The sequence below is a fragment of the Achromobacter sp. NFACC18-2 genome, assembly GCF_900108985.1.
Lineage (GTDB): Bacteria > Pseudomonadota > Gammaproteobacteria > Burkholderiales > Burkholderiaceae_B > Achromobacter.
This window is the reverse complement of record NZ_FNYM01000001.1, coordinates 326,631-345,087: the sequence shown is the minus strand read 5'-3', so window position 1 is coordinate 345,087 and position 18,457 is coordinate 326,631. Positions and strand designations below refer to the sequence as shown.

Below are 18,457 nucleotides of genomic sequence, written 5' to 3'. Positions count from 1 at the left end.
CAGGCATCCATCAGATGTCTTTCGGCGGCACGATTTCCTTGACCGGCGGCGACAAGGGCGGCAGGTCCACGTCCGGTTCGTCCGTGTCCGGATCGACGGGAAGATCTCCCGGCGGCGAGCCGGGCGGTATCGGGTCCGGCTTGGGCGGCACATGTAACTGCAGGACGGTTTGCATTGCACTCTCCTCTGAAGATTCTCTCGAGGCCGGCGCGGCCGGCCCGCTGGGCGGATCAGGCGACGCGATTGCCGACAGCAGCATCAGCAAGCCCCGTGCCCAAACCGCGCCTTCGCGCCATGCCCAGGCATCGGGAACGGCGCATGCTGGGCCCGGGCGCAGCCCGCGCACACGGAGAATGAATGAGCCCTCGCACGCACCCAGAACAGGCGCCGCCGCCCATCGAGCCGGCCTCGCTGATCTACGTGGACGACACGCAGGCGGGCTACACGCGCGTGCGCGTCAACGGCCACACCTTCCACTATGTCGACGCGCAAGGCAGGCGCATCGCCGATGACGCCGAAATCCAGCGCATCAATGCGCTGGCGATTCCGCCGGCCTACGAAGACGTGTGGATCTGCCCATCGCCGCGCGGGCATCTGCAGGCCACGGCGCGCGATGCGCGCGGGCGCAAGCAATACCGCTACCACGCCGCCTGGACGGCGGTGCGCGACGCCACCAAATACCAGAACCTGCTGTCCTTCGGCCATGCCCTGCCCCGCATCCGCCGCAAGGTCGAACGCGACATGAAGATCCCGGGACTGACGCAGGACAAGGTGATCGCCGTCCTGGTGCGCCTGCTGGAGATCACGCTGATCCGCATCGGCGGGCGCGAGTACGCCCGCGCCAACAAGTCGTATGGCCTCACGACGCTCAAGCGCCGCCACACCACCGTGGCCGGCAGCCGCTTGCGCTTCCAGTTCCAGGGCAAGAGCGGCGTCGCGCACGACGTGACCGTGACGGACCGCCGCCTGGCACGCGTCATCAAGCAGTGCCTGGACATTCCCGGCCAGCAGCTCTTCCAGTATCTGGACGCGGACGGCGCCCGGCGTCCCATCGACTCGGGCGCCGTCAATGCCTACCTGCGCGAGGCGGGCGGCGGCGAGTACACCGCCAAGCACTACCGGACCTGGGCGGGCTCGGTCATGGCCTATGCCGCCCTGCAGGCGCGGCCGTTCGTCGACGAGCGGCAGGCCAAACAGGAAGCGGTGGACGTCATCAAGCAGGTGTCCAAACGCCTGGCAAACACCCCCGCCGTCTGCCGCACCTGTTATGTGCATCCCGCGATTCTGCAGGCCTATCTGACCGGCACGTTGCCGCGTCCCACGGCGGCGCCGCCCGGCCCGCGCGGCCTGGCCGCCGACGAGCGCCGCCTGCTCGCCTTCCTGCACGACCAGGCGGCTGACGATGCGTGATCAGAGAATCGACGACCGGGCGTTCTTGGCGCGAGGCTGCGGCGCGGAGCCGTCGGCCCAATTGGATTCGGTGCGGTTGTCGACCACCTCGCGCTTGTCGCGCGCCGCTTCGTCGGGCGTGCTGGCATCGGGTTTATCCGGTTGTTTTGGCACATCGACGGGACCGCGCGGCGGCAGTATCTTAGCGTTGTCCTGCGGGGTCTCGCCGGTGCGCGCCGACGCGGCGGGCTTGGGTTCGGGCGAAGGTTTCATGGTTCTCTCCAGCCAGTTGCGAACCTTCATCCTACGGCGACAGATCCACGGGAAAAACAGTCAAGCCCTTCAAATTGCAAGCGGATGTGCCGGCTGGCGCACCGCCTCTGGCTGTCCGGGCGGCTGCCGCCGCTCACAAGGAGATGCAATGCGAGACCCAAACTTCGAGCAATGTGTGCAAGCCTGCTATGAGTGCGCGGTGGCGTGCGATGCGTGCGCCGCCGCCTGCCTGCAGGAGGACGCGACCCCCATGAAGCAGTGCATCGGACTGTGCACGGATTGCGCCGCGATTTGCCGCCTGTGCGCGGCGATGCTGGGCCGCAATGGCGAGTTTGCCCATGCGCTGTGCACGCCGTGCGCGCAGGTCTGCGATGCCTGTGCCCGGCAATGCGCCGCGCACGACGCCGAACACTGCAAGATCTGCGCCGGCGCCTGCATCGCCTGCACGCTGGCATGCCGAGATATGGTCGAGGCGTAAGCCTCGCCCCGCCTAGCGGCCGCCCCGGGCCGGTCCGCGCTGGCGCATTTTCCGCCCGATGATCAGGAGCTTTCGATGGCCACGACGAATACCCCCATGCCTTCCGACTTCCCCGAGAACGGCCCCGACAATCGTGGCGCCTACAGGCGCTCCCGGCATCCGGAAAGCTGGATCGACGAGCTGGAAGCCACGCTCAGCGATAGTTCGGCGACGGACCTGGAGGCCTTGAAGGCGCGCTTGAGCGATCAGCTCCAGGCCACGCGCAGAAGCCTGCGCGACGCGTCTGACAACGCCCACGACCTGATGCGTGAAACGCTGGATTGCACCGAGGAATACATCCACGCACGCCCGTGGCAGGCGGTTGGGCTGGCGGCCGGCGCGGCCTTTCTGCTGGGCGTGATCGTCGGCCGCCAATAGGCCGCGGGGCGGGCCGCCGGGAACGGCGTTTGCTCGATGCTCCCATGCATGGCGCATCCCGCGCCGCCCAATGGGAGATCACATGAGTACACCCAAAAGCGCCCAGACCGGCGACCGCCCGCACCCCACCCCGCCCATGCCCGGCCAGCACCTGGACGAGCAGCCCGGTGTCGAAGCCGACATGGTGCTCAAACCGCAGTACCAGGCGCCCGGCTACCAGGGCAGCGGCAAGCTGCAGGACAAGATCGCGATCATCACCGGCGGTGATTCCGGCATCGGCCGGGCCGTCGCGGTGCTGTTCGCGCGCGAGGGCGCGGACGTCGCCGTCGCCTACCTGGACGAACATGAAGACGCCAGGGAGACCAGCCAAGCCGTCCAGGCCGAAGGCCGCCAATGCCTGCTGATTCCCGGCGACGTGCAGGACCCGGCGTTCTGCAACGAAGCCGTGGCGCAGGTCGTCAAGCATTTCGGCAAGCTCGACATCCTTGTCAATAATGCTGCCTATCAACAGCACACCGACACGTTGCCGCAGATCACCGACGAAAAATGGGACAAGACGCTGCGCACCAACATCACGGCCTATTTCTACATGGCGCGCGCGGCGCTGCCGCACCTGAAGGCCGGTGACGCGATCCTCAATACGGGGTCGGTCACGGGCCTGAACGGCAGCGCCGCCCTGCTGGATTATTCGGCGACCAAGGGCGCCATCCACGCCTTCACGCGATCGCTGGCCGCCAATCTTGCCGGCCAGGGCATCCGCGTGAACGCCGTGGCGCCAGGCCCGGTCTGGACGCCGCTCAATCCGGCGGACCGAAGCGCCGAGGCCATCAAGTCATTCGGCGCAAAGACCGACCTGGGCCGGCCCGCCCAACCGGAAGAAATTGCGCCCGCCTATGTGTTCCTGGCCTCGCCGCAATGCGCCAGCTACATCACCGGCATCGTGCTGCCCATCACGGGAAGCGCGGGCGACTGAACGCCCTGCCCGTCCCGGCGGTCCGATTCCGCCGTGCCGCCTCGCCGTGCCGCCTATTTTTGCGGCACGACCGAGGCCGGCGCCTCGCGGGAAGCCGGCGAGATCGCGGGCGCCTCGCCCTTGGGCGCGGGCTGGATCTTGTCCCCGTGGCCCGCGGGTTCCCCCATGAGGGTCCGGCTCATGGCGTAGTGGTCCCTCAGCATCGGCAATGTACGCGCCGCGAATTGCCGGACCTGCGCATCCTCCGCTTCCTTGGCCGCCGTGTCGAACAGCCGGTTGGCGATCGCATGCGCGTCCAGCGCCGCTTTTTCGACGTACAACTGGTCGAACGCGGCGCCCGTCATCCCGCGCAGCCGCTCCAGCGTGGCGCGGTCCGGTTCGGAAGGCTCATCCGGAAGCGACACGTTCTTTGCCGCTGCGAGGGCCTTGAGCTCCTGGTTGACGGCCGCATGCTGCGTCCGCATTTTTTCGGCAAACGTGCGCACCTGCGCATCCTTGGCCCGCTTTTCAGCCAGCGCCGCGGCCTGCACTTCGAACAGGCCCGAGCCCGCGGCCGCCTGCAGGAATCGCGCATCGGACGCCGCCAGCTCCGCGGCCAGCGCGGTCTGCGCCGCCCCGGCCAGCATGACGGCGGCCACAACCCATGCGGCAATGGAAGATATTCTGAGTCGCTTCATCGTGGTGTCTCCAGGCGTGCGGGCGGCAAGCCTCATTGGGCTGTCGTGGGCGCCTCGACGGGCCGTGGCGGGTCCAGGGGATCGAAATCCTGCCATTTGCCGTCCTGCCAGCGCCCGTTGGCGCGTTCGATGTCCGTGCCGCCCGCAGCGCGCAGGATCTGGCGCGCCTGCGCCTCGCGGCCCACATCCACATGCAGGGCCAGCATCACGCCAGCCTGACGCACCGGCGGATGTGAGGCGGCCGGTGCGCCCGGCGCGGTCCGCACCCGCTTCTTGCGGCCCACCACCCACATGGCCCCCATCAGCGCGCCGATATAGGCGCCCACGCCGGCGGCGGCAATCGTGATGAAGATGGACGCGGCCAGGCGCGCCGCGATCAACCCGGCCAGCAAGGCGAATACCAGACCCAGCAGCGAGGCGCCCGCGACCGCGCCGAAATGGCCGCCCTTGGCGTCCGGATCCGCCAGCCGGTCTCCGCCCAGCGGATAGCGGCCGTGCTCGCCCGCGATGCTGACGTAGAACGTATGGACGTCATCTTCGGTATAGCCCTCGGCGAACAGCCTGCGGGCGGCCAGCGTGGCCTCGTCGAAGGTCTGGAACCGTGCAGCGACAATCAATGACATGGCAGTCTCCCGCGTGTGTATGCCCAGCAGGGAGCAACTTCCATACCCGGCACGGCGCTTGCTGCAAAACCGAGGCGAATCGATGGCGCGCGGATCCCGCGTACGCCCGATGCCGTCCCTACCTGGAGACCAGCATGCCCCGTATTCCCAACACCGATTTGCCCGACGACGACAGCGGCCGCCCGGATCTCGGCCCGAGCGATTCGTCGGATTCCGCCAGCGACCTGCCGCGCAACCGCGCTCATACCGACAGCGATGCCCAGGGCACCGGCGAACGCGAAAGCGTGGAGCCGGACCTGCCCGATGAAGACGGCGCCGACGTCGCGCCGGACCGCGTCACCGATGCGGATGAGGCCGGCATTTCGCGGGATGCCCCCGACCCGGTGCGCAACGGCGGACAGGCGGACGATGCGCGTGGCGCCGGCCGGTGAGGCAGGACAATGGAGATTTCCCGCAATGAGGATCCGAGTGCCCAGGACGACGTCCCGGATGCCGAGCCCCAACCCGACGCCGAGGGGTCGCGGCGCGGCCTTTCCGTGCTGGATTGGTCGGCGCTGATGGCGGTGGTGGCCGGCGGCCTGAACTGCGGCCTCATCGCCGCCGTCAAGCTGGACGTGGCCGCCAAGCTCCTGCCGAATGCAACCGCTGCGCGGGTCGTGTACGGCGTGGTCGGGCTGGCGGCATTGCATTGCGTCGTGCTGCTGTTCCGCCTGGCCGAGGAGGCGCGGGATGCGCCAGGCTAGGCGCCCCGCCAGGCTCCCTGCTACACGGGCTTGCGGTTAGGCGCCCCGCTCCACGGACTTGCGGCCAGGCGCCCACGCTCCCGGCAGCCTGCGCCGCAGCGCAGGCCTGCAACCTTCAGTTCCCGTCCGGCCGCTTGCCCGGGTACTGGCCCCCCTCTTCGAATTCGGCCCCTTTGCGATTGGGCGTCTTGTCCGACTCGCGCTTGTAGGGTTGTTCTCCGGGCGACGGCTTGTCCGCGCCGAATTGGCCGCTCTGGCGGGCCGCCTCGGTGTCGTCCTTGGGCGTATTGGCCTTGGATTTTGCCGGCTGTTGTTCGCTGTGCGTGCTCATGATTCATCTCCTGGATACGCGCCCGGCCGCCACTGCGGCCCGGCGACCCTGCATGCGCAAGCGGCGTGCCTGACGCTCCCTGGCGCTGACCCGCGCTGACCGGTGCTGACAGACAAAACCGCAAATCCCGGCAAGCCACACAGACCCAGGCACGCCGCTTGCTCTGTCCCTTTCGGGTCCGCGTGCAATCGGACCAACTACCCAAGGAGTCAGTCATGAAGCTGTCCAAAACGATTTGCCCCGCTTTTGCCCTGTGTCTGTCCGCCCTGGCCTTCTCGGCCACCGCCCAAACCGGCGCGGCCGGTGTGCGCACCGACGACCAGATCGACAATCAGTACAAGATGGACAAGAAACAATGCGACGGGATGAAGGGCAACGCGAAGGACGTGTGCCAGCAGCAGGCCGAGGCGACGCGCGACAAGGCCAAGGCGGACGCCAAGGCCGCCAAGGAAAAGGCTGAGGCCTCGCATGACGCGGCCAAGGCGCGCAACGATGCCGACTACAAGGTCGGCAAGGAAAAATGCGACGCCATGTCCGGTAATGCCAAAGACGCCTGTATGGCCGACCTGAAGACCCGCTACAACAAGTAATCAGGCAGCGGCCTGCCAGGCAGGCAGGCCGTTTTTTCAGGCGATTTTTTAGGCAGATTCCCGGGCGGCGTTGCCCGGCCGGGAATTTTCGCCCGGCAGCGTGTAGCCCGCCGCGGCGTACTCTTCCAGGCGGTTGTACAGCGTCTTGGGACTGATGCCCAACACGGCGGCCGCCTGCTTTTTCACGCCATTGCATCGCTCCAGCGTGGCCAGGATCAGGCGCCGGTCGGCTTCGGCCAGGGTCTCGCCGACAGGCACGCTGACCTGACTGCCCGCCGTCTCGCCCGTGGGCGACACCTGCGGCACCAGCATTTCCAGATCCATCACGTCGCCATCGGCCATGATGAAGGCGCGCCGCACGAAGTTCTTCAGTTCGCGCACATTGCCGGGCCATTCGTACTGTTCCAGGGCCGCGGCGGCCTCGGGCGAGAACGCCTTGTTCTTGCCGGATTCCTCGTTCAGCGTCTGCAGGAAGCGTTCCGCCAGAAAGAGGATGTCGCTGCCGCGATCGCGCAAGGCGGGCAATTCAATGGGGAAGACGCTCAGCCGGTAGTACAGATCCTCGCGCAACTTGCCCTCTTGGACGGCCTGCTCCGGGTTGCGGTTGGTGGCGGCAATGACCCGGATGTCGCAGGCAATCTCCCGATTGGTGCCGACGCGCATGAACTGCCCGGTCTCCAGGACGCGCAGCAGCTTGACCTGCAGGTCCAGCGGCATTTCAGTGACTTCGTCCAGGAACAGCGTGCCGCCGTCGGCGCGCTCGAAATAGCCCTTGTGCTGGCGGTCGGCGCCGGTAAAGCTGCCGCGCTCGTGCCCGAACATTTCGCTTTCGATCAGGTTGGGCGAGATCGCCCCGCAGTTGACCGCGATGAACGGCCGCTGGCGGCGCGGACTGAGCTCGTGGATGGCATGCGCAGCCAGCTCCTTGCCGGTGCCGCTTTCGCCGATCAGCAAGGTGGTGACGTTGGTGGGCGCCACGCGCCCGATCTGGCGGTACAGCTCCAGCATGCGTTCGGATTTGCCGAACAGCTTGCCGAAGCGTCCCGGCTCTTCGAACGGGGTGCCGGGCATTTCGCCGCCCGAATTGGCCATGATGCGCTTGAGGATTTCCTCCAGGCGCTCCATGCAGATGGGCTTGACCAGATAGTCCGTCGCGCCCAGGCGCAAGGCCTGGACCGCGTTGTCCACCGTGCCGTGGCCAGTCATCACCACGACCTCGGCGCTGTGCACGGCGACGTTCTTGAAGATGTCCATCCCGCTGCCGCCCGGAAGGCGGACGTCAGTGAGCACCAGATCCGGCGCCTGTCGTTCGAGCTGGATCATGGCGTCCTTGACGCTGGCCGCCAAGGCCACTGTAAACCCGCTCTCGCGGCCGATTTCGGCCAATGTTTCGCGTATCGCGTCGTCGTCGTCAACGATAAGCAGGTGAGGCATGCTATCTCCGTTTCCCTTGCATAACCCTGAGGATAGTCACTATGGGGGCGGCCGGCGCAAATATTTGACCGTTTCCACCAACGTTTTCGATTACTTGCAACTCGTCGCAATCTGAGCGGGGTCCGCCCTCTACGATGAGCCTGTCACAGGCCCGATTGGGGACTAGGAATCAGCATGGCCACTCGTAACACCGCCACACGAAATACCGCGCCGCCCGCACTTTCCGCTTTTGCCGACACCAGCGGCATGTCGCCGCAGATGCGCAAACTGGGCAACCAGATCGCGCTGGCCGCGGCCACCGACGCAAGCGTGTTCATTATCGGCGAAAGCGGCGCCGGAAAGGAAATCGTCGCCCGCGCCATCCATGAAGCCAGCGAGCGCCGCGACCAGCCTTTCGTTGCGGTCAATTGCGGGGCGATCAGCGGCTCGCTCGCCCACGCGGAACTGTTCGGCCATGAGAAAGGCAGCTTTACCGGCGCGGTGTCCCAGAACGCCGGCTATTTCGAGTACGCAAGCGGGGGCACGCTGTTCCTGGACGAAGTCACGGAAATGCCGCCCGACATGCAGGTCCACTTCCTGCGCGTGCTGGAGGTGGGCACCTATCAGCGCGTGGGCGGCACAGACCTGCTGCGCGCCAACGTGCGCGTCATCTGCGCCAGCAACCGGGACCCGGCGGCGTCGGTCGCCGACGGCAGGCTGCGGCAGGACTTCCTGCATCGCCTGCTGGTGATACCGCTGCGCGTGCCGCCGCTGCGCGAACGCGGCGACGACGTTCTGCTGCTGGCAAACCAGTTCCTGGATACCTTGAACGCGCAGCACGGCACGCAGAAAACCTTTTCCCCGCACATGCTCGAAGCGATCAAGGCGCACGACTGGCCGGGCAACGTCCGTGAATTGCGCAACGTGATCCAGCGCGCCTTCATCATGGCCGACACCCAGCTCGATGCCGACCTGCTCTCGCGCAACCGCGGACCCAACCAGGCCCAGCTGCGCGACGGGTCGCTCAACTTCCCCGTGGGGATGCCGCTGGGCCGCGCGCAGCGCGAATTCATCCTGGCCACCCTGGCCCATCACGCGGGGGATAAGCGCCTGGCCGCGGAAACCCTCGGCGTCAGCCTGAAGACCCTGTACAACCGGCTGGACATCTATGAAAAGGATGAGCCCGAGGCCGCTTGAGCAGTTCTTACCGTCCCCTTGTAATACTGGCCCAGCACGGCGCGTTCCCGACGCGCCGCTGCCCCGGGAGCAGACCTGGCACGATCTTTGCGTCTATTGATGGGATGAGCCGCTTTCCGGCGGCTGCCCCTTCAGGAGACTCGATTGGGCCACCCAATGCAAGAACTTCGCCTGCGCCAGCAAATGACGCTTGCGCCGCGTCTGCAGCAATCCGTCAAGCTGCTTCAGATGTCGGCGCTGGAGTTCACCACGGCCGTGCAGCATGCGCTGGCGAACAACCCGTTTCTCGAAGATCCGGACGATTCGGAGCCTGAGGCCGCCCCGGCCGCGCCCGGCGCCCAGAGCGACACCGTCACGTTCGAAAGCCAGCCCGCCGCCGAGCCCGACAGCGCGCCCGAACGCACCGACGCCGATGAGCTCCCGCCCGATGCGCCCGCCTATTCCGGCGACTATCCCACCCATGCGCCCAACGGCGGCGAAAGCGACCTGGGCCAATGGGCCTGCGCCAGCGTCTCCATGCGCGAACGCCTGTCCAACGAGCTGGGTAACTATCACCTGCAGCCGCGCGACCGCCTGCTGGCCGAATTCATCATCGACGCGCTGGACGATGACGGCTATCTGCGCGTTCCCCTGACCAACCTGTGCCACGCCGCCGATGCGGACATCGACCCGACGCCGGACGAAAGCGAGTGGACCGCCGCCCTGCGCCTGGTGCAGCAACTGGACGCGCCCGGCATCGCCGCCCGCGACCTGCGCGAATGCCTCACCCTGCAACTGGCCGCGCTGCCCGACGAGGACGACGACGACACGCGGGCCCTCGCCCAGCGCATCGTGCAGGAACACCTGGACCGCCTGGCCAAGAACGATTACCTGGGCCTGCGCCGGGTGCTGGGATGTTCCGATGACGCCCTGCGCGAAGCCAGCGCGCTGATCCGCCGGCTGGATCCCAAGCCGGGCGCGCGCTATAGCGGCGAGACCCCCATCTATGTCGTGCCGGATGTGTTCGTGGACAAATGGCAGGGGCGCTGGCGCGTGCTGCCCAACCGCAGCGCGATGCCGCGCGCGCGACTGCACAGCGCCTACGCGGACCTCTTTCGCCGCGCCCGCCTGGACGACCGCAGCCCGATGGCGCAGGAACTGCAGGAAGCGCGCTGGCTGGTGCGCAACGTGGAGCAACGCTACACGACCATCCAGCGCGTGGCCGAGGCGATCGTCAAACGCCAGCAGATGTTCTTCGAATACGGCGAGGTGGCCCTGCGGCCGCTGATGCTGCGGGAGGTCGCGGACGATCTGAACATGCACGAATCCACGGTGTCCCGCGCCACGGTCAGCAAATACATGACGACGCCGCGCGGCGTCTTCGAATTCCGCCACTTCTTCTCGCGCGAGCTGGCCACCGAATCGGGCGGCTCGTGTTCGGCCGCGGCCGTGCGCGCGCTGATCAAGGAGATGGTCGAAGCCGAGGACCCCTGCATGCCGCTGTCGGATGTGGCGCTGACGCAGCAGCTCGCGTCCAATGGCATCCTGCTCGCGCGCCGGACGGTGTCCAAGTACCGCGGTCAACTGCGCGTTCCGCCCGCCGAACTGCGCAGGCAGCATTGAGCGGCGCGCGGCGCCCGCATTTCGCGCCGCCGCGGGATCAAAAAAAGGCTTCCTCGCGGAAGCCTTTTTGCTGGCGGGTTGCCCCGCTTGCTGGATTACTTGCTGGTTTACTTGCTGCCGCCCGTGTTCGGGTAGCCCGGCGCGGGCGTGGCGCCGGCGGCAGGCGTCGCCGGCACGTTGTCATTGGCTTCGCGCTTGCGATTCGGCATCTCCGATTGATGCTTGCCCGAACTCATGTGGCCGCTCTTGTCCAGCTTGGGCGGCGTCGTGGGTGTATTGGGCGCGGCATTCGGCGCCGGCGGAATCGTGCCCGCAGGCACCTTCGTGTTCGGCGGCACCGCGGTGCCATCGTTCGGGGTGTTCGACGGCGAGGTGGTGACGCGCCCGCCCGTCGATTGGGCCATCGCCCCGCCGGCGGTCGCCAGGCCGGCAATCAATGCAAACGCGCAAGTCATGGCACGGTATTTCATAACAGACCTCCTAGGTTGAATTGCATCCTCCTAGTCGCAAGCTGCGTGCCCGCCTTCGCCTGCCGCCCGCCCCGCGCAATAGTTCGCGAGGCAGGGCATTTTTTACCTGCCTTTGCAACACTTGAACCCTAGGCCGCCCGTTGCGGCCCGGCACTCGCCTCCAGCATGCGTTGCACCCGCTCGCCCAGCGCATCCAGCGAGAACGGCTTGACGATGAGCTCCATGCCCTCTTCCAGGAAACCGCGCGTGCTGGCCGCGCTTTCCGCGTACCCCGTCATGAGCAGCACGCGCAGGCCCGGATGCGCCACGCGGGCGGCGTCGGCCAATTGACGGCCGTTCAGGTTGGGCAAGCCCACGTCCGTCACCAGCAGGCTCAGGTTGCGCGTCGACGTAACCAGTTCCAGCCCGGCCTCGCCGTCGGCTGCGGTCAGCACATGCAGGCCCATGTCAACCAGCGATTCCCGAACCATCTCGCGCACGTTCGTGTCGTCCTCCACGACGATGACGAACGCCTGGCCGGGCGAAGCCGCCTGCGCGCCGGTCGCGGACGGCGCCTCGGCCGGCAGTTCGGGCTCGCCCTGATGGCGAGGCAGGTACAGCCGAACCGACGTTCCGACGCCCTCCGCGCTTTCCAGGAGCGCGCTGCCGCCCGCCTGCTTCGCGAACCCGTAGGTCATCGACAATCCCAGCCCCGTGCCCTCGCCCAGCGGCTTGGTCGTGTAGAAGGGGTCGAAGGCATGCGCCAGCACGTCGGGCGACATGCCGCAGCCCACGTCCGAGACCGACACTTCGACAAACGCCCCGGGGCCGATCCCCGTACGCTGGCGCGATGACGAGTCATCCAGGTGCGCGTTGGCGGCGGCCACGGTCAGCACGCCGCCATTGGGCATCGCATCGCAGGCATTGATGACCAGGTTGAGCATGGCGTTCTCGAACTGGTTCTTGTCGCAGTTGACCGGCCAAAGGCCCGGCTCCAGGTCGAAGACCAGGCTGACGCGCTCGCCGGTATAGCGATGGAACAGATCCGTCATGGAGTGCAGCGCGGCCTCGACGCTGAACGGCTTGGGGTCGATCGGCTGGCGCCGCGAAAACGTGAGCAGGCGCTGCGTAAGGTGGGCGGCGCGATTGGCCGAGTCCATGGCCACGGTGATGAAACGCTGCGCCTGTTCCGGCACCCCCGCGGCCAGCTTGCGCTGGATGAGGTACAGGGCGCCGGTGATGCCCTGGAGCATGTTGTTGAAATCGTGCGCGATCCCGCCCGTCAGGCGCCCGACCGCCTCCATTTTCTGCGCCTGGCGCAGCGCATTTTCGGTCTCGGCCAGCGCCTCGGCCTGCGCCTTCAGGTCCGAATCGTCACGGCCCGCCAGGTAAAGGCTGTCCTGCGACCACGACATGCTCCACGTGATCCAGCTGTAGCCGCCCGCGCGCTTGCGCACGCGGTTTTCCAGATGCCGCACGGACTGCGCGCCCGGGGGCCGGTCGGCCAGCGACCAGGCCGCGCGCGTCGCGTCCAGGTCGTCCGGATGGATCAGCTCGGTCAGTCCCATCGACAGGAACTGGTCGGGGCTCCAGCCCAGGATGGGCAGCACGGCCGGGTTGACGCTGACAAAGCGCCCCTTCGTGTCGATGACGGCCAGCAATTCCGGCGACAGGCGCCAGATGCGGTCGCGCTCGGCGATGGCATGCTCCACCCGTTGTTCCAGCATGCGCGAATACTGCGAGCGCTCGACCGCGTCGCACATGCGTTCGGCCACTTCTTCGATGAAGGCCAGGTCGCCCGGCTTGAGCCGGCTGCTGGACAAAGGCCGCACGACCAGCGCGCCGCCTTGCCGCGCCCAGCGGCGCATCGGCACCACGATGGCCGACGGACGGATCTCGCCCCCTTCCTGGGCCAGCAGCGGTTGCAGATAGGTGGTGCGCCCTTCGCGCACCGCCTCGTAGAACTCGTCGCCCAATTGCCCGGGCGCCAACGCGTCCTGCCGCGCCAGGTCGGCGTCGGACCGCCAGCACGTGGACACCACCGGCGCCGCGCCTTCGCCGGCCCAGTCCAGCACGGCGACCAGGCCCAGCGACAGGTGCTGGCCCAGGGCCTCGCACGCCGTCTGCTCGATGGCCGCCTGCAGATGCAGCTCGCGCATCCGGTCGCCCAACGCCAGCAGGAAATTCTTGCGGTGCTGCCCTTCCCAGAGCTCGGACTCGGCAGCCTTGCGCGCGGTCACATCGAGGAACAGCGCCATGATCCGGTCGGCGTCGACCTTGCGGGCCCGCGCTTCATACCAGGCATCCTTGGGCGCGGGCACGGCAAACTCGAACTGGATGGGGTCGCCCGTTTCAACCACCTGCGCGAAGGTGTCCAGAATCTGGCTGGGAACCCCGGGAATCATCTCGCGCAGCGTATGGCCCAGCGTGTCGCCTTCCTGCATGCCGCTTTGGCGTTCGAAGGCCGGATTGACCTCCAGAAAGCGGAAGTCCGTGACGCGGCCCGCGTCGTCGCGCAATGCCTCGGCCAGGAAAAACGCTTCCTGCATGCCGTCGAACATCGCCCGCCACCGTTCGCCACTGTGCCGAAGCGCAAGATCCATCCGATGCCGTTCGATCGCCAGCGCGGCGCTGCGCGTGACGAGCGCGATCGCGTCGATGTCCTGGGCGGACGGCTGGCGGCATTCTTCGTAGTAGTTGGAGAACACGCCCAGTAGCCGCCCGTCCGGCGACTTGATCGGCGTGGACCAGCAGGCGCGCAGGCCATGGGCCAGCGCAAGATCGCGCCACGTCGCCCACCGCGGATCGGTGGCGATATCATCGACGTACACCGGGTTGCCCGCGTGCGCGGCCGCCCCCCACGATCCCGCCATCGGGCCGACCCGCACCCCGTCCACCGCGGCATTGAAAGCGTCGGGCAGGCTGGGCGCGGCGCCATGCCGCAGCACCATCCCCGGGTCGTCCGCCAGCGCGATGGCCGTGCGCAGTTTCACGCTGGACTGCGCCTCGATGGCGTGCAGCACGTGTTCAAGCACCTGCTGCAGCGGTACGCCAGCGGCGATGCGCTCCAGCATGATGCGTTCATCTTCCAGACGAGCAAGCGTGTCGGTCCAGGGGAGGGACACGCGGTCTTGCTTGGTCAACATGGTTCCCCCTATCGCAGATCAGACTGTACGCGATAGGGACCTACTTGGCGAAACCTCTGTAACGTCAGGCCGGACCGGCGACGCCGGCGGCCGCGTGCCGCCGGCCGGTGCGCCAGGCCAGCCCGGCGCTGATGGACAGCGCCACCGCCAGCAACCCGCCCGCCATCGCCGCCACGCCATCCCAGCCGGCGGCGGTCCAGAAATGTCCGCCCAGCGCCCCCAGCACGCTGGACCCCACGTAATAGACCAGCAGGTACAACGACGCCGCGAGCGCCTTGAAGCCGCGCGCCATCTGCCCGACCCAGCCGCTCGCGACCGCGTGGGCGGCGAAAAAGCCGAACGTGAAGACCACAATGCCCGCGATCAGCAGCGGCAGGGAATCCGACAGCGTCAGCAACAGACCCGCCAAGGCCAGGCCCGTGGCCGCCGACAGCATCGCGCCGCGTCCGTGGCGGTCGGCCAGCCGGCCGAAAAAGGTCGAAGCGAAAATGCCGACCAGATAGACGACGAAGATGAAGCCGATAAAGGTCTGGCTGAGCGAGAACGGCGGCAGCAGGAGGCGAAAGCCCACGTAGTTATAGACCGCCACAAAGGCGCCCATCAGGAGCCCGCCCATGGCGAACAGTCCGCACAACGGCCCGTTCTTCAAATGCGCGCCCGCGCCGGCTCGCACGTCGCCCCATACGCCCGCCCATCCCTGCCCGCGCCGCGGCGTGAAACGGCGCGATGCCGGCAGGAGCCACACGAACAGCATGGCCGCGACGATGCCCAGCAATCCGAGCGTGCCCATGGCCGCGCGCCAGCCGTAGTGGTCGGACACCAGTCCGGTGATGACGCGGCCCGACAGGCCGCCGAATGCGCTGCCGCTGATGTACAGGCCCATCGCGAAACCCAGCGTGCCGGGCTCGACCTCTTCGGCCAGGTAAGCCATGGCCACGGCGGGCACCCCGCCCATCGCCACGCCCTGCAGCGCCCGCAACGCAAGCAGGCTGTGCCAGTCGGGCGCGACGGCGGCGATGGTGCCCAGGATGGCCGAGGCGAAGAGCGACAGCGCCATGACGGGCTTGCGCGGCAGGGCCGCCGAAAACAGGCCCACGAAAAATATCGCGATGGCCAGCAGGCCCGTGCACAGCGACAGCACCAGGCTGCTCTGGGCCGCCGAGACGTTGAACGCCCGGGTGTAGATCGGCATCAGCGGCTGCACGCAATACAGCAGGGAAAAGGTGGAAAAGCCGGCGGCGAACAAGGCCCACTGGGCGCGGCGCAGTCCGGGCGTGCCGCGCGCCAGATACGTCGACGGCGCGGCGTCGCGTTCGGTTGCGGGACTTGAGGAAGGGGTAGACATCAGGTTTCTCGAATGACAACGGGCAGCAAGCCCGTAGCGACAAGGTAGACGCTTGCCTTGCATATGTCCAATATATGAAACTGCACCTGTGCATATTTAAAAACGATGGACTGTTAAAACGATGGAACTGCGCCACCTGAGATACTTCACCGCCGTCGCGGAGGAACTGCACTTCACGCGCGCCGCCGCCCGCCTGGGGATCGGCCAGCCCCCGCTGAGCCAGCAGATCCAGCAGCTCGAACGCGAGATCGGCACGGCGCTGTTCCTGCGCCTGCCGCGCGGCATCGCGCTGACCGAGGCCGGGGCGCAGTTCCTGGAAGACGCGCGCGCCATCCTGGCCAGCGCCGACCGCGCCGTGGACCTCGCGCGGCGGCTGGGTCGCGGCGAACGGGGCGCCATCACCGTGGGCTTTACCGCGTCGGCGGTGTTCCATCCTTACCTGCCGCGCGCGATCCGCGCCTTCCGCGACCGCTATCCGGACGTGCGCATCACCCTCACCGAAAGCAATACCCTGACGCTGCTGCGCGGCCTGCGCGCGGGCGAGGTGGATGTCGCCTTCGTGCGGCCGCCCTACGTGCTGGACGCCGAGTTCGAGTCCGAACGCGTCCTGGACGAGCCCATGTTGATTGCCCTGCCCCCCGACCACGCGCTCAGCCGCAAGCGCGCCATCCCGATCGCGGCGCTGGCCGCGGAAGACTTCGTGCTGTATCCCCGTCCCATCGGCGCCGGGCTGTATGACGCCATCCAGTCCGCCTGCCAGCGTGCGGGCTTTGCGCCGCGCGTCATCCAGGAGGCGCCGCAGATGGCGTCGATCGTGAGCCTGGTGGCGGCGGGCGTGGGCATCTCCATCGTGCCCGCCGCCATGCGGCACATGGGCGCGCAGGGCATCGAGTACCGCCCGATCAAGGGCGACGCGCCGCACGCGCTGCTCGACATGGCCTACCGCCGCCACGACCGCTCGGCCGCCGCGGAGAACGCCGTCCAGATGCTGCGGCGTCTGGCGCATCCGGAATCCGCCTGAACCGCGGTATCGCCCTGTCGCGTTTGTCATTTTCTGTAAACCGGCCGGGCTGGGCCGGCGATAGACTCACGCGCTTGCCGCAATGCGTCCCCGTGGGGACGCTCCCGCCCCCCACTTTTCCAAGGTGCTCCCGTGAGACGTACCCTCCTGGCCCTGGCTTTCGCAACCCTCCCCGGCCTCGGCGGCGCCGCCGCGCTGCCCTCCGCCATCGGCGCGGTCACCGTCTACCAGGACCGCGCGGTCGTCACCCGCGCCGCCAGCAGCGACCTCGCCGCGGGCGAACATGAACTCGTGCTGGAAAACCTGCCGGCGACGCTGCAGGACAACTCGCTGCAGGTGTCGGCCCGCAGCACCGGCCAGGCCACGCTGCTGGACGTGAAGGTCCGGGACGCCTACCAGGCGGACGCCGCCAGCGAACGCGTCCGTCAGTTGGAAGCCCAGATCGAGAAACTGGAGGCCCGGCAGGCGGCGCTGGACGACGAAGCGGCCGTGCTGGACAACCAGCGCGAACTCATCCTGATGATGCAGCGCGGGGCGACCGAACCGGCCAAGGATGGCGCCCGCCTCACCCTGGACGAACTCAAGGCGATCCAGGCGCTCAGCGCCGAGACGCTGGGCACGACGCTGGCGGGCCTGCGCGGCGTGGCCGAAAAGCGGGCTGTGCTGGAGCGTGAACTGGCCGCCCTGCAAGCCCAGCTCGGGCAGGTGCGCGGGGCGGCGGGCCGGCGCAGCAAGACGGTCGTCCTGCGTGTCGACATGGCCCGAAGCGGCAAGCTGGACCTTGCGTTGTCCTATGCGGTCGCGGGCGCGCGCTGGACGCCGTCCTACGATGCGCGGCTGCGCCCGGCCGATCGCCATGTGGACCTGGGCTACTTCGGCGTCATCCGCCAGAACACGGGCGAGGACTGGAACAACGTGAAGCTGACCCTGTCCACCGCGCGGCCGTCGCTGGGCGGTGGCGCGCCCACGCTGCGGCCGTGGATCATCGACGTGGCCGCCCCGCCACCGCCCATGCCCGCTCCCGCGCCGGCTCCTGCCGCGGTTCAGGCGGAGATGCAGCCGGAGATGCAGGCCAAGCGCGCGCCCCGCGCCCGCGCCATGGCGGACGCGCAGATGGCGGCCGAACCGGCGCCCGAGGCGATCGACGTCGCCACCGCCCAGGTCCAGAACGCCGCGACCAGCGCATCCTTCCAGATCAAGAATCCGGCCACGCTGCCGTCCGACAACACGGCGCAGCGCGTCGCCATCGCCAGCGCCAGGCTGCCCGCCACCTTGCAGTACCAGTCCACGCCGGCGCTGCGCGAGGCCGCGTACCTGACGGCGCAGGCCAGCAACACCACGGCGTTCCCGTTCCTCGCGGGTCCTCTCAATACCTTCCTGGACGATGCCTTCGTCGCCTCGGGCGCCATGAAAGCCGTGATGCCCGGCGAAAAACTGGAACTGGCGCTGGGCGCCGACGACGGCATTTCGATCAAGCGGCAGCTCGTGAACCGCTACACCGAAAGCACCGGCTTCTCGGGCAGCGGCAAGCGCGTCACCTACGAATACAAGATCACGGTCAAGAACAACAAGACCACCCAGGAACAGGTGTCCTTCAAGGACCGCCTGCCGGTCTCGCGCAACGAGAAGATCGTGGTCAAGCTGCTATCGCCCGCCGACCGCGACATCAAGCGCGAAGAAGACGGCAAGGTGGCCTGGGACTGGACGCTCGAACCGGGCAAGTCGCGCGAGACGGTGTTCAAGTTCTCGGTGGATTACCCGGGCGACATCGACGTGTCCGGCCTGTGAAC

At 67.8% G+C, this 18,457-nt stretch carries 20 protein-coding genes; 11 read left to right on the top strand and 9 right to left on the bottom strand.

Annotated features, from left to right (window positions below; genetic code table 11):
- Positions 1-10 precede the first annotated feature (10 nt).
- Entirely contained in the window at positions 11-175 is a 165-nt protein-coding gene (locus BMW75_RS29380) for a hypothetical protein (RefSeq protein ID WP_172805887.1), read from the bottom strand.
- Positions 176-357: 182 nt separating this feature from the next.
- On the opposite strand from BMW75_RS29380, the gene BMW75_RS01590 reads away from it, so the two are divergent.
- Positions 358-1,410: a DNA topoisomerase IB gene (locus BMW75_RS01590; protein WP_092575847.1), complete on the top strand. Its 1,053-nt coding sequence runs from the start codon at positions 358-360 to the stop codon at positions 1,408-1,410.
- On the opposite strand, the gene BMW75_RS01585 is transcribed toward BMW75_RS01590, so the two are convergent.
- Positions 1,411-1,662 carry a hypothetical protein gene (locus BMW75_RS01585; RefSeq protein WP_092575844.1) on the bottom strand — a complete coding sequence of 84 codons (252 nt, stop codon included), beginning with the start codon at positions 1,660-1,662 and terminating at the stop codon, positions 1,411-1,413. It lies immediately after the preceding gene.
- A 148-nt stretch (positions 1,663-1,810) separates the two neighbouring features.
- Between BMW75_RS01585 and BMW75_RS01580 the strand changes: the two genes are divergently transcribed.
- The 3 genes from BMW75_RS01580 to BMW75_RS01570 all read left to right on the top strand — a co-directional run bounded on the left by BMW75_RS01580 (position 1,811) and on the right by BMW75_RS01570 (position 3,530).
- On the top strand, positions 1,811-2,140 hold the full coding sequence (locus tag BMW75_RS01580; protein ID WP_092575841.1) for a four-helix bundle copper-binding protein: 330 nt from the start codon (positions 1,811-1,813) through the stop codon (positions 2,138-2,140).
- A 75-nt stretch (positions 2,141-2,215) separates the two neighbouring features.
- Positions 2,216-2,557 carry an ElaB/YgaM/YqjD family protein gene (locus BMW75_RS01575; RefSeq protein ID WP_076520938.1) on the top strand — a complete coding sequence of 114 codons (342 nt, stop codon included), beginning with the start codon at positions 2,216-2,218 and terminating at the stop codon, positions 2,555-2,557.
- Positions 2,558-2,639: 82 nt separating this feature from the next.
- A complete protein-coding gene (locus BMW75_RS01570; RefSeq protein ID WP_092575838.1) occupies positions 2,640-3,530 on the top strand; it encodes an SDR family oxidoreductase in 891 nt (296 codons plus the stop codon).
- Between the two features lie 53 nt (positions 3,531-3,583).
- Here the strand turns inward: BMW75_RS01570 and BMW75_RS01565 are convergent, their stop codons facing one another.
- The gene (locus BMW75_RS01565; RefSeq protein ID WP_254791903.1) at positions 3,584-4,207 is read right to left on the bottom strand and encodes a DUF4142 domain-containing protein; all 624 of its coding nucleotides are present in this window, start codon (positions 4,205-4,207) and stop codon (positions 3,584-3,586) included.
- 32 nt (positions 4,208-4,239) lie between these two features.
- Positions 4,240-4,830, bottom strand: a complete 591-nt coding sequence (locus tag BMW75_RS01560; protein WP_092575835.1) for a hypothetical protein — start codon at positions 4,828-4,830, stop codon at positions 4,240-4,242.
- Positions 4,831-4,964: 134 nt separating this feature from the next.
- Here BMW75_RS01560 and BMW75_RS01555 point away from each other — a divergent pair, with 134 nt between their 5' ends.
- Together BMW75_RS01555 and BMW75_RS01550 are read left to right on the top strand one after the other, a co-directional pair.
- Positions 4,965-5,261, top strand: a complete 297-nt coding sequence (locus BMW75_RS01555) for a hypothetical protein (RefSeq protein WP_092575832.1) — start codon at positions 4,965-4,967, stop codon at positions 5,259-5,261.
- 9 nt (positions 5,262-5,270) lie between these two features.
- Entirely contained in the window at positions 5,271-5,573 is a 303-nt protein-coding gene (locus BMW75_RS01550; protein ID WP_092575830.1) for a DUF378 domain-containing protein, read from the top strand.
- Between the two features lie 115 nt (positions 5,574-5,688).
- Here BMW75_RS01550 and BMW75_RS01545 read toward each other — a convergent pair whose 3' ends face one another.
- Positions 5,689-5,904, bottom strand: coding sequence for a hypothetical protein (locus BMW75_RS01545; protein WP_092575828.1), 216 nt, complete (start codon positions 5,902-5,904; stop codon positions 5,689-5,691).
- Between the two features lie 215 nt (positions 5,905-6,119).
- Here BMW75_RS01545 and BMW75_RS01540 point away from each other — a divergent pair, with 215 nt between their 5' ends.
- Positions 6,120-6,494, top strand: a complete 375-nt coding sequence (locus BMW75_RS01540) for a hypothetical protein (RefSeq protein ID WP_076520945.1) — start codon at positions 6,120-6,122, stop codon at positions 6,492-6,494.
- A gap of 48 nt (positions 6,495-6,542) precedes the next feature.
- On the opposite strand, the gene BMW75_RS01535 is transcribed toward BMW75_RS01540, so the two are convergent.
- Positions 6,543-7,928, bottom strand: a complete 1,386-nt coding sequence (locus tag BMW75_RS01535) for a sigma-54-dependent transcriptional regulator (RefSeq protein WP_092575826.1) — start codon at positions 7,926-7,928, stop codon at positions 6,543-6,545.
- Positions 7,929-8,102: 174 nt separating this feature from the next.
- Between BMW75_RS01535 and BMW75_RS01530 the strand changes: the two genes are divergently transcribed.
- Positions 8,103-9,104 carry a sigma-54 interaction domain-containing protein gene (locus BMW75_RS01530; RefSeq protein ID WP_092575823.1) on the top strand — a complete coding sequence of 334 codons (1,002 nt, stop codon included), beginning with the start codon at positions 8,103-8,105 and terminating at the stop codon, positions 9,102-9,104.
- 156 nt (positions 9,105-9,260) lie between these two features.
- Complete coding sequence (locus tag BMW75_RS01525) at positions 9,261-10,706, top strand: RNA polymerase factor sigma-54 (protein ID WP_092575820.1); 1,446 nt, start codon at positions 9,261-9,263, stop codon at positions 10,704-10,706.
- A gap of 107 nt (positions 10,707-10,813) precedes the next feature.
- Here the strand turns inward: BMW75_RS01525 and BMW75_RS01520 are convergent, their stop codons facing one another.
- The 3 genes from BMW75_RS01520 to BMW75_RS01510 form a co-directional block, all read right to left on the bottom strand.
- Positions 10,814-11,176 (bottom strand): superantigen-like protein SSL4, encoded by a 363-nt coding sequence (locus BMW75_RS01520; RefSeq protein WP_092575817.1) that lies wholly within the window; start codon positions 11,174-11,176, stop codon positions 10,814-10,816.
- Positions 11,177-11,304: 128 nt separating this feature from the next.
- Positions 11,305-14,301 carry a PAS domain S-box protein gene (locus BMW75_RS01515; protein ID WP_092575814.1) on the bottom strand — a complete coding sequence of 999 codons (2,997 nt, stop codon included), beginning with the start codon at positions 14,299-14,301 and terminating at the stop codon, positions 11,305-11,307.
- Positions 14,302-14,365: 64 nt separating this feature from the next.
- Entirely contained in the window at positions 14,366-15,646 is a 1,281-nt protein-coding gene (locus BMW75_RS01510) for an MFS transporter (protein ID WP_092575811.1), read from the bottom strand.
- 121 nt (positions 15,647-15,767) lie between these two features.
- Here BMW75_RS01510 and BMW75_RS01505 point away from each other — a divergent pair, with 121 nt between their 5' ends.
- Both BMW75_RS01505 and BMW75_RS01500 read left to right on the top strand, forming a co-directional pair.
- Positions 15,768-16,667 carry a LysR family transcriptional regulator gene (locus BMW75_RS01505; protein ID WP_076520951.1) on the top strand — a complete coding sequence of 300 codons (900 nt, stop codon included), beginning with the start codon at positions 15,768-15,770 and terminating at the stop codon, positions 16,665-16,667.
- Positions 16,668-16,799: 132 nt separating this feature from the next.
- Positions 16,800-18,455, top strand: coding sequence for a mucoidy inhibitor MuiA family protein (locus BMW75_RS01500; protein WP_254791902.1), 1,656 nt, complete (start codon positions 16,800-16,802; stop codon positions 18,453-18,455).
- Positions 18,456-18,457 lie beyond the last annotated feature (2 nt).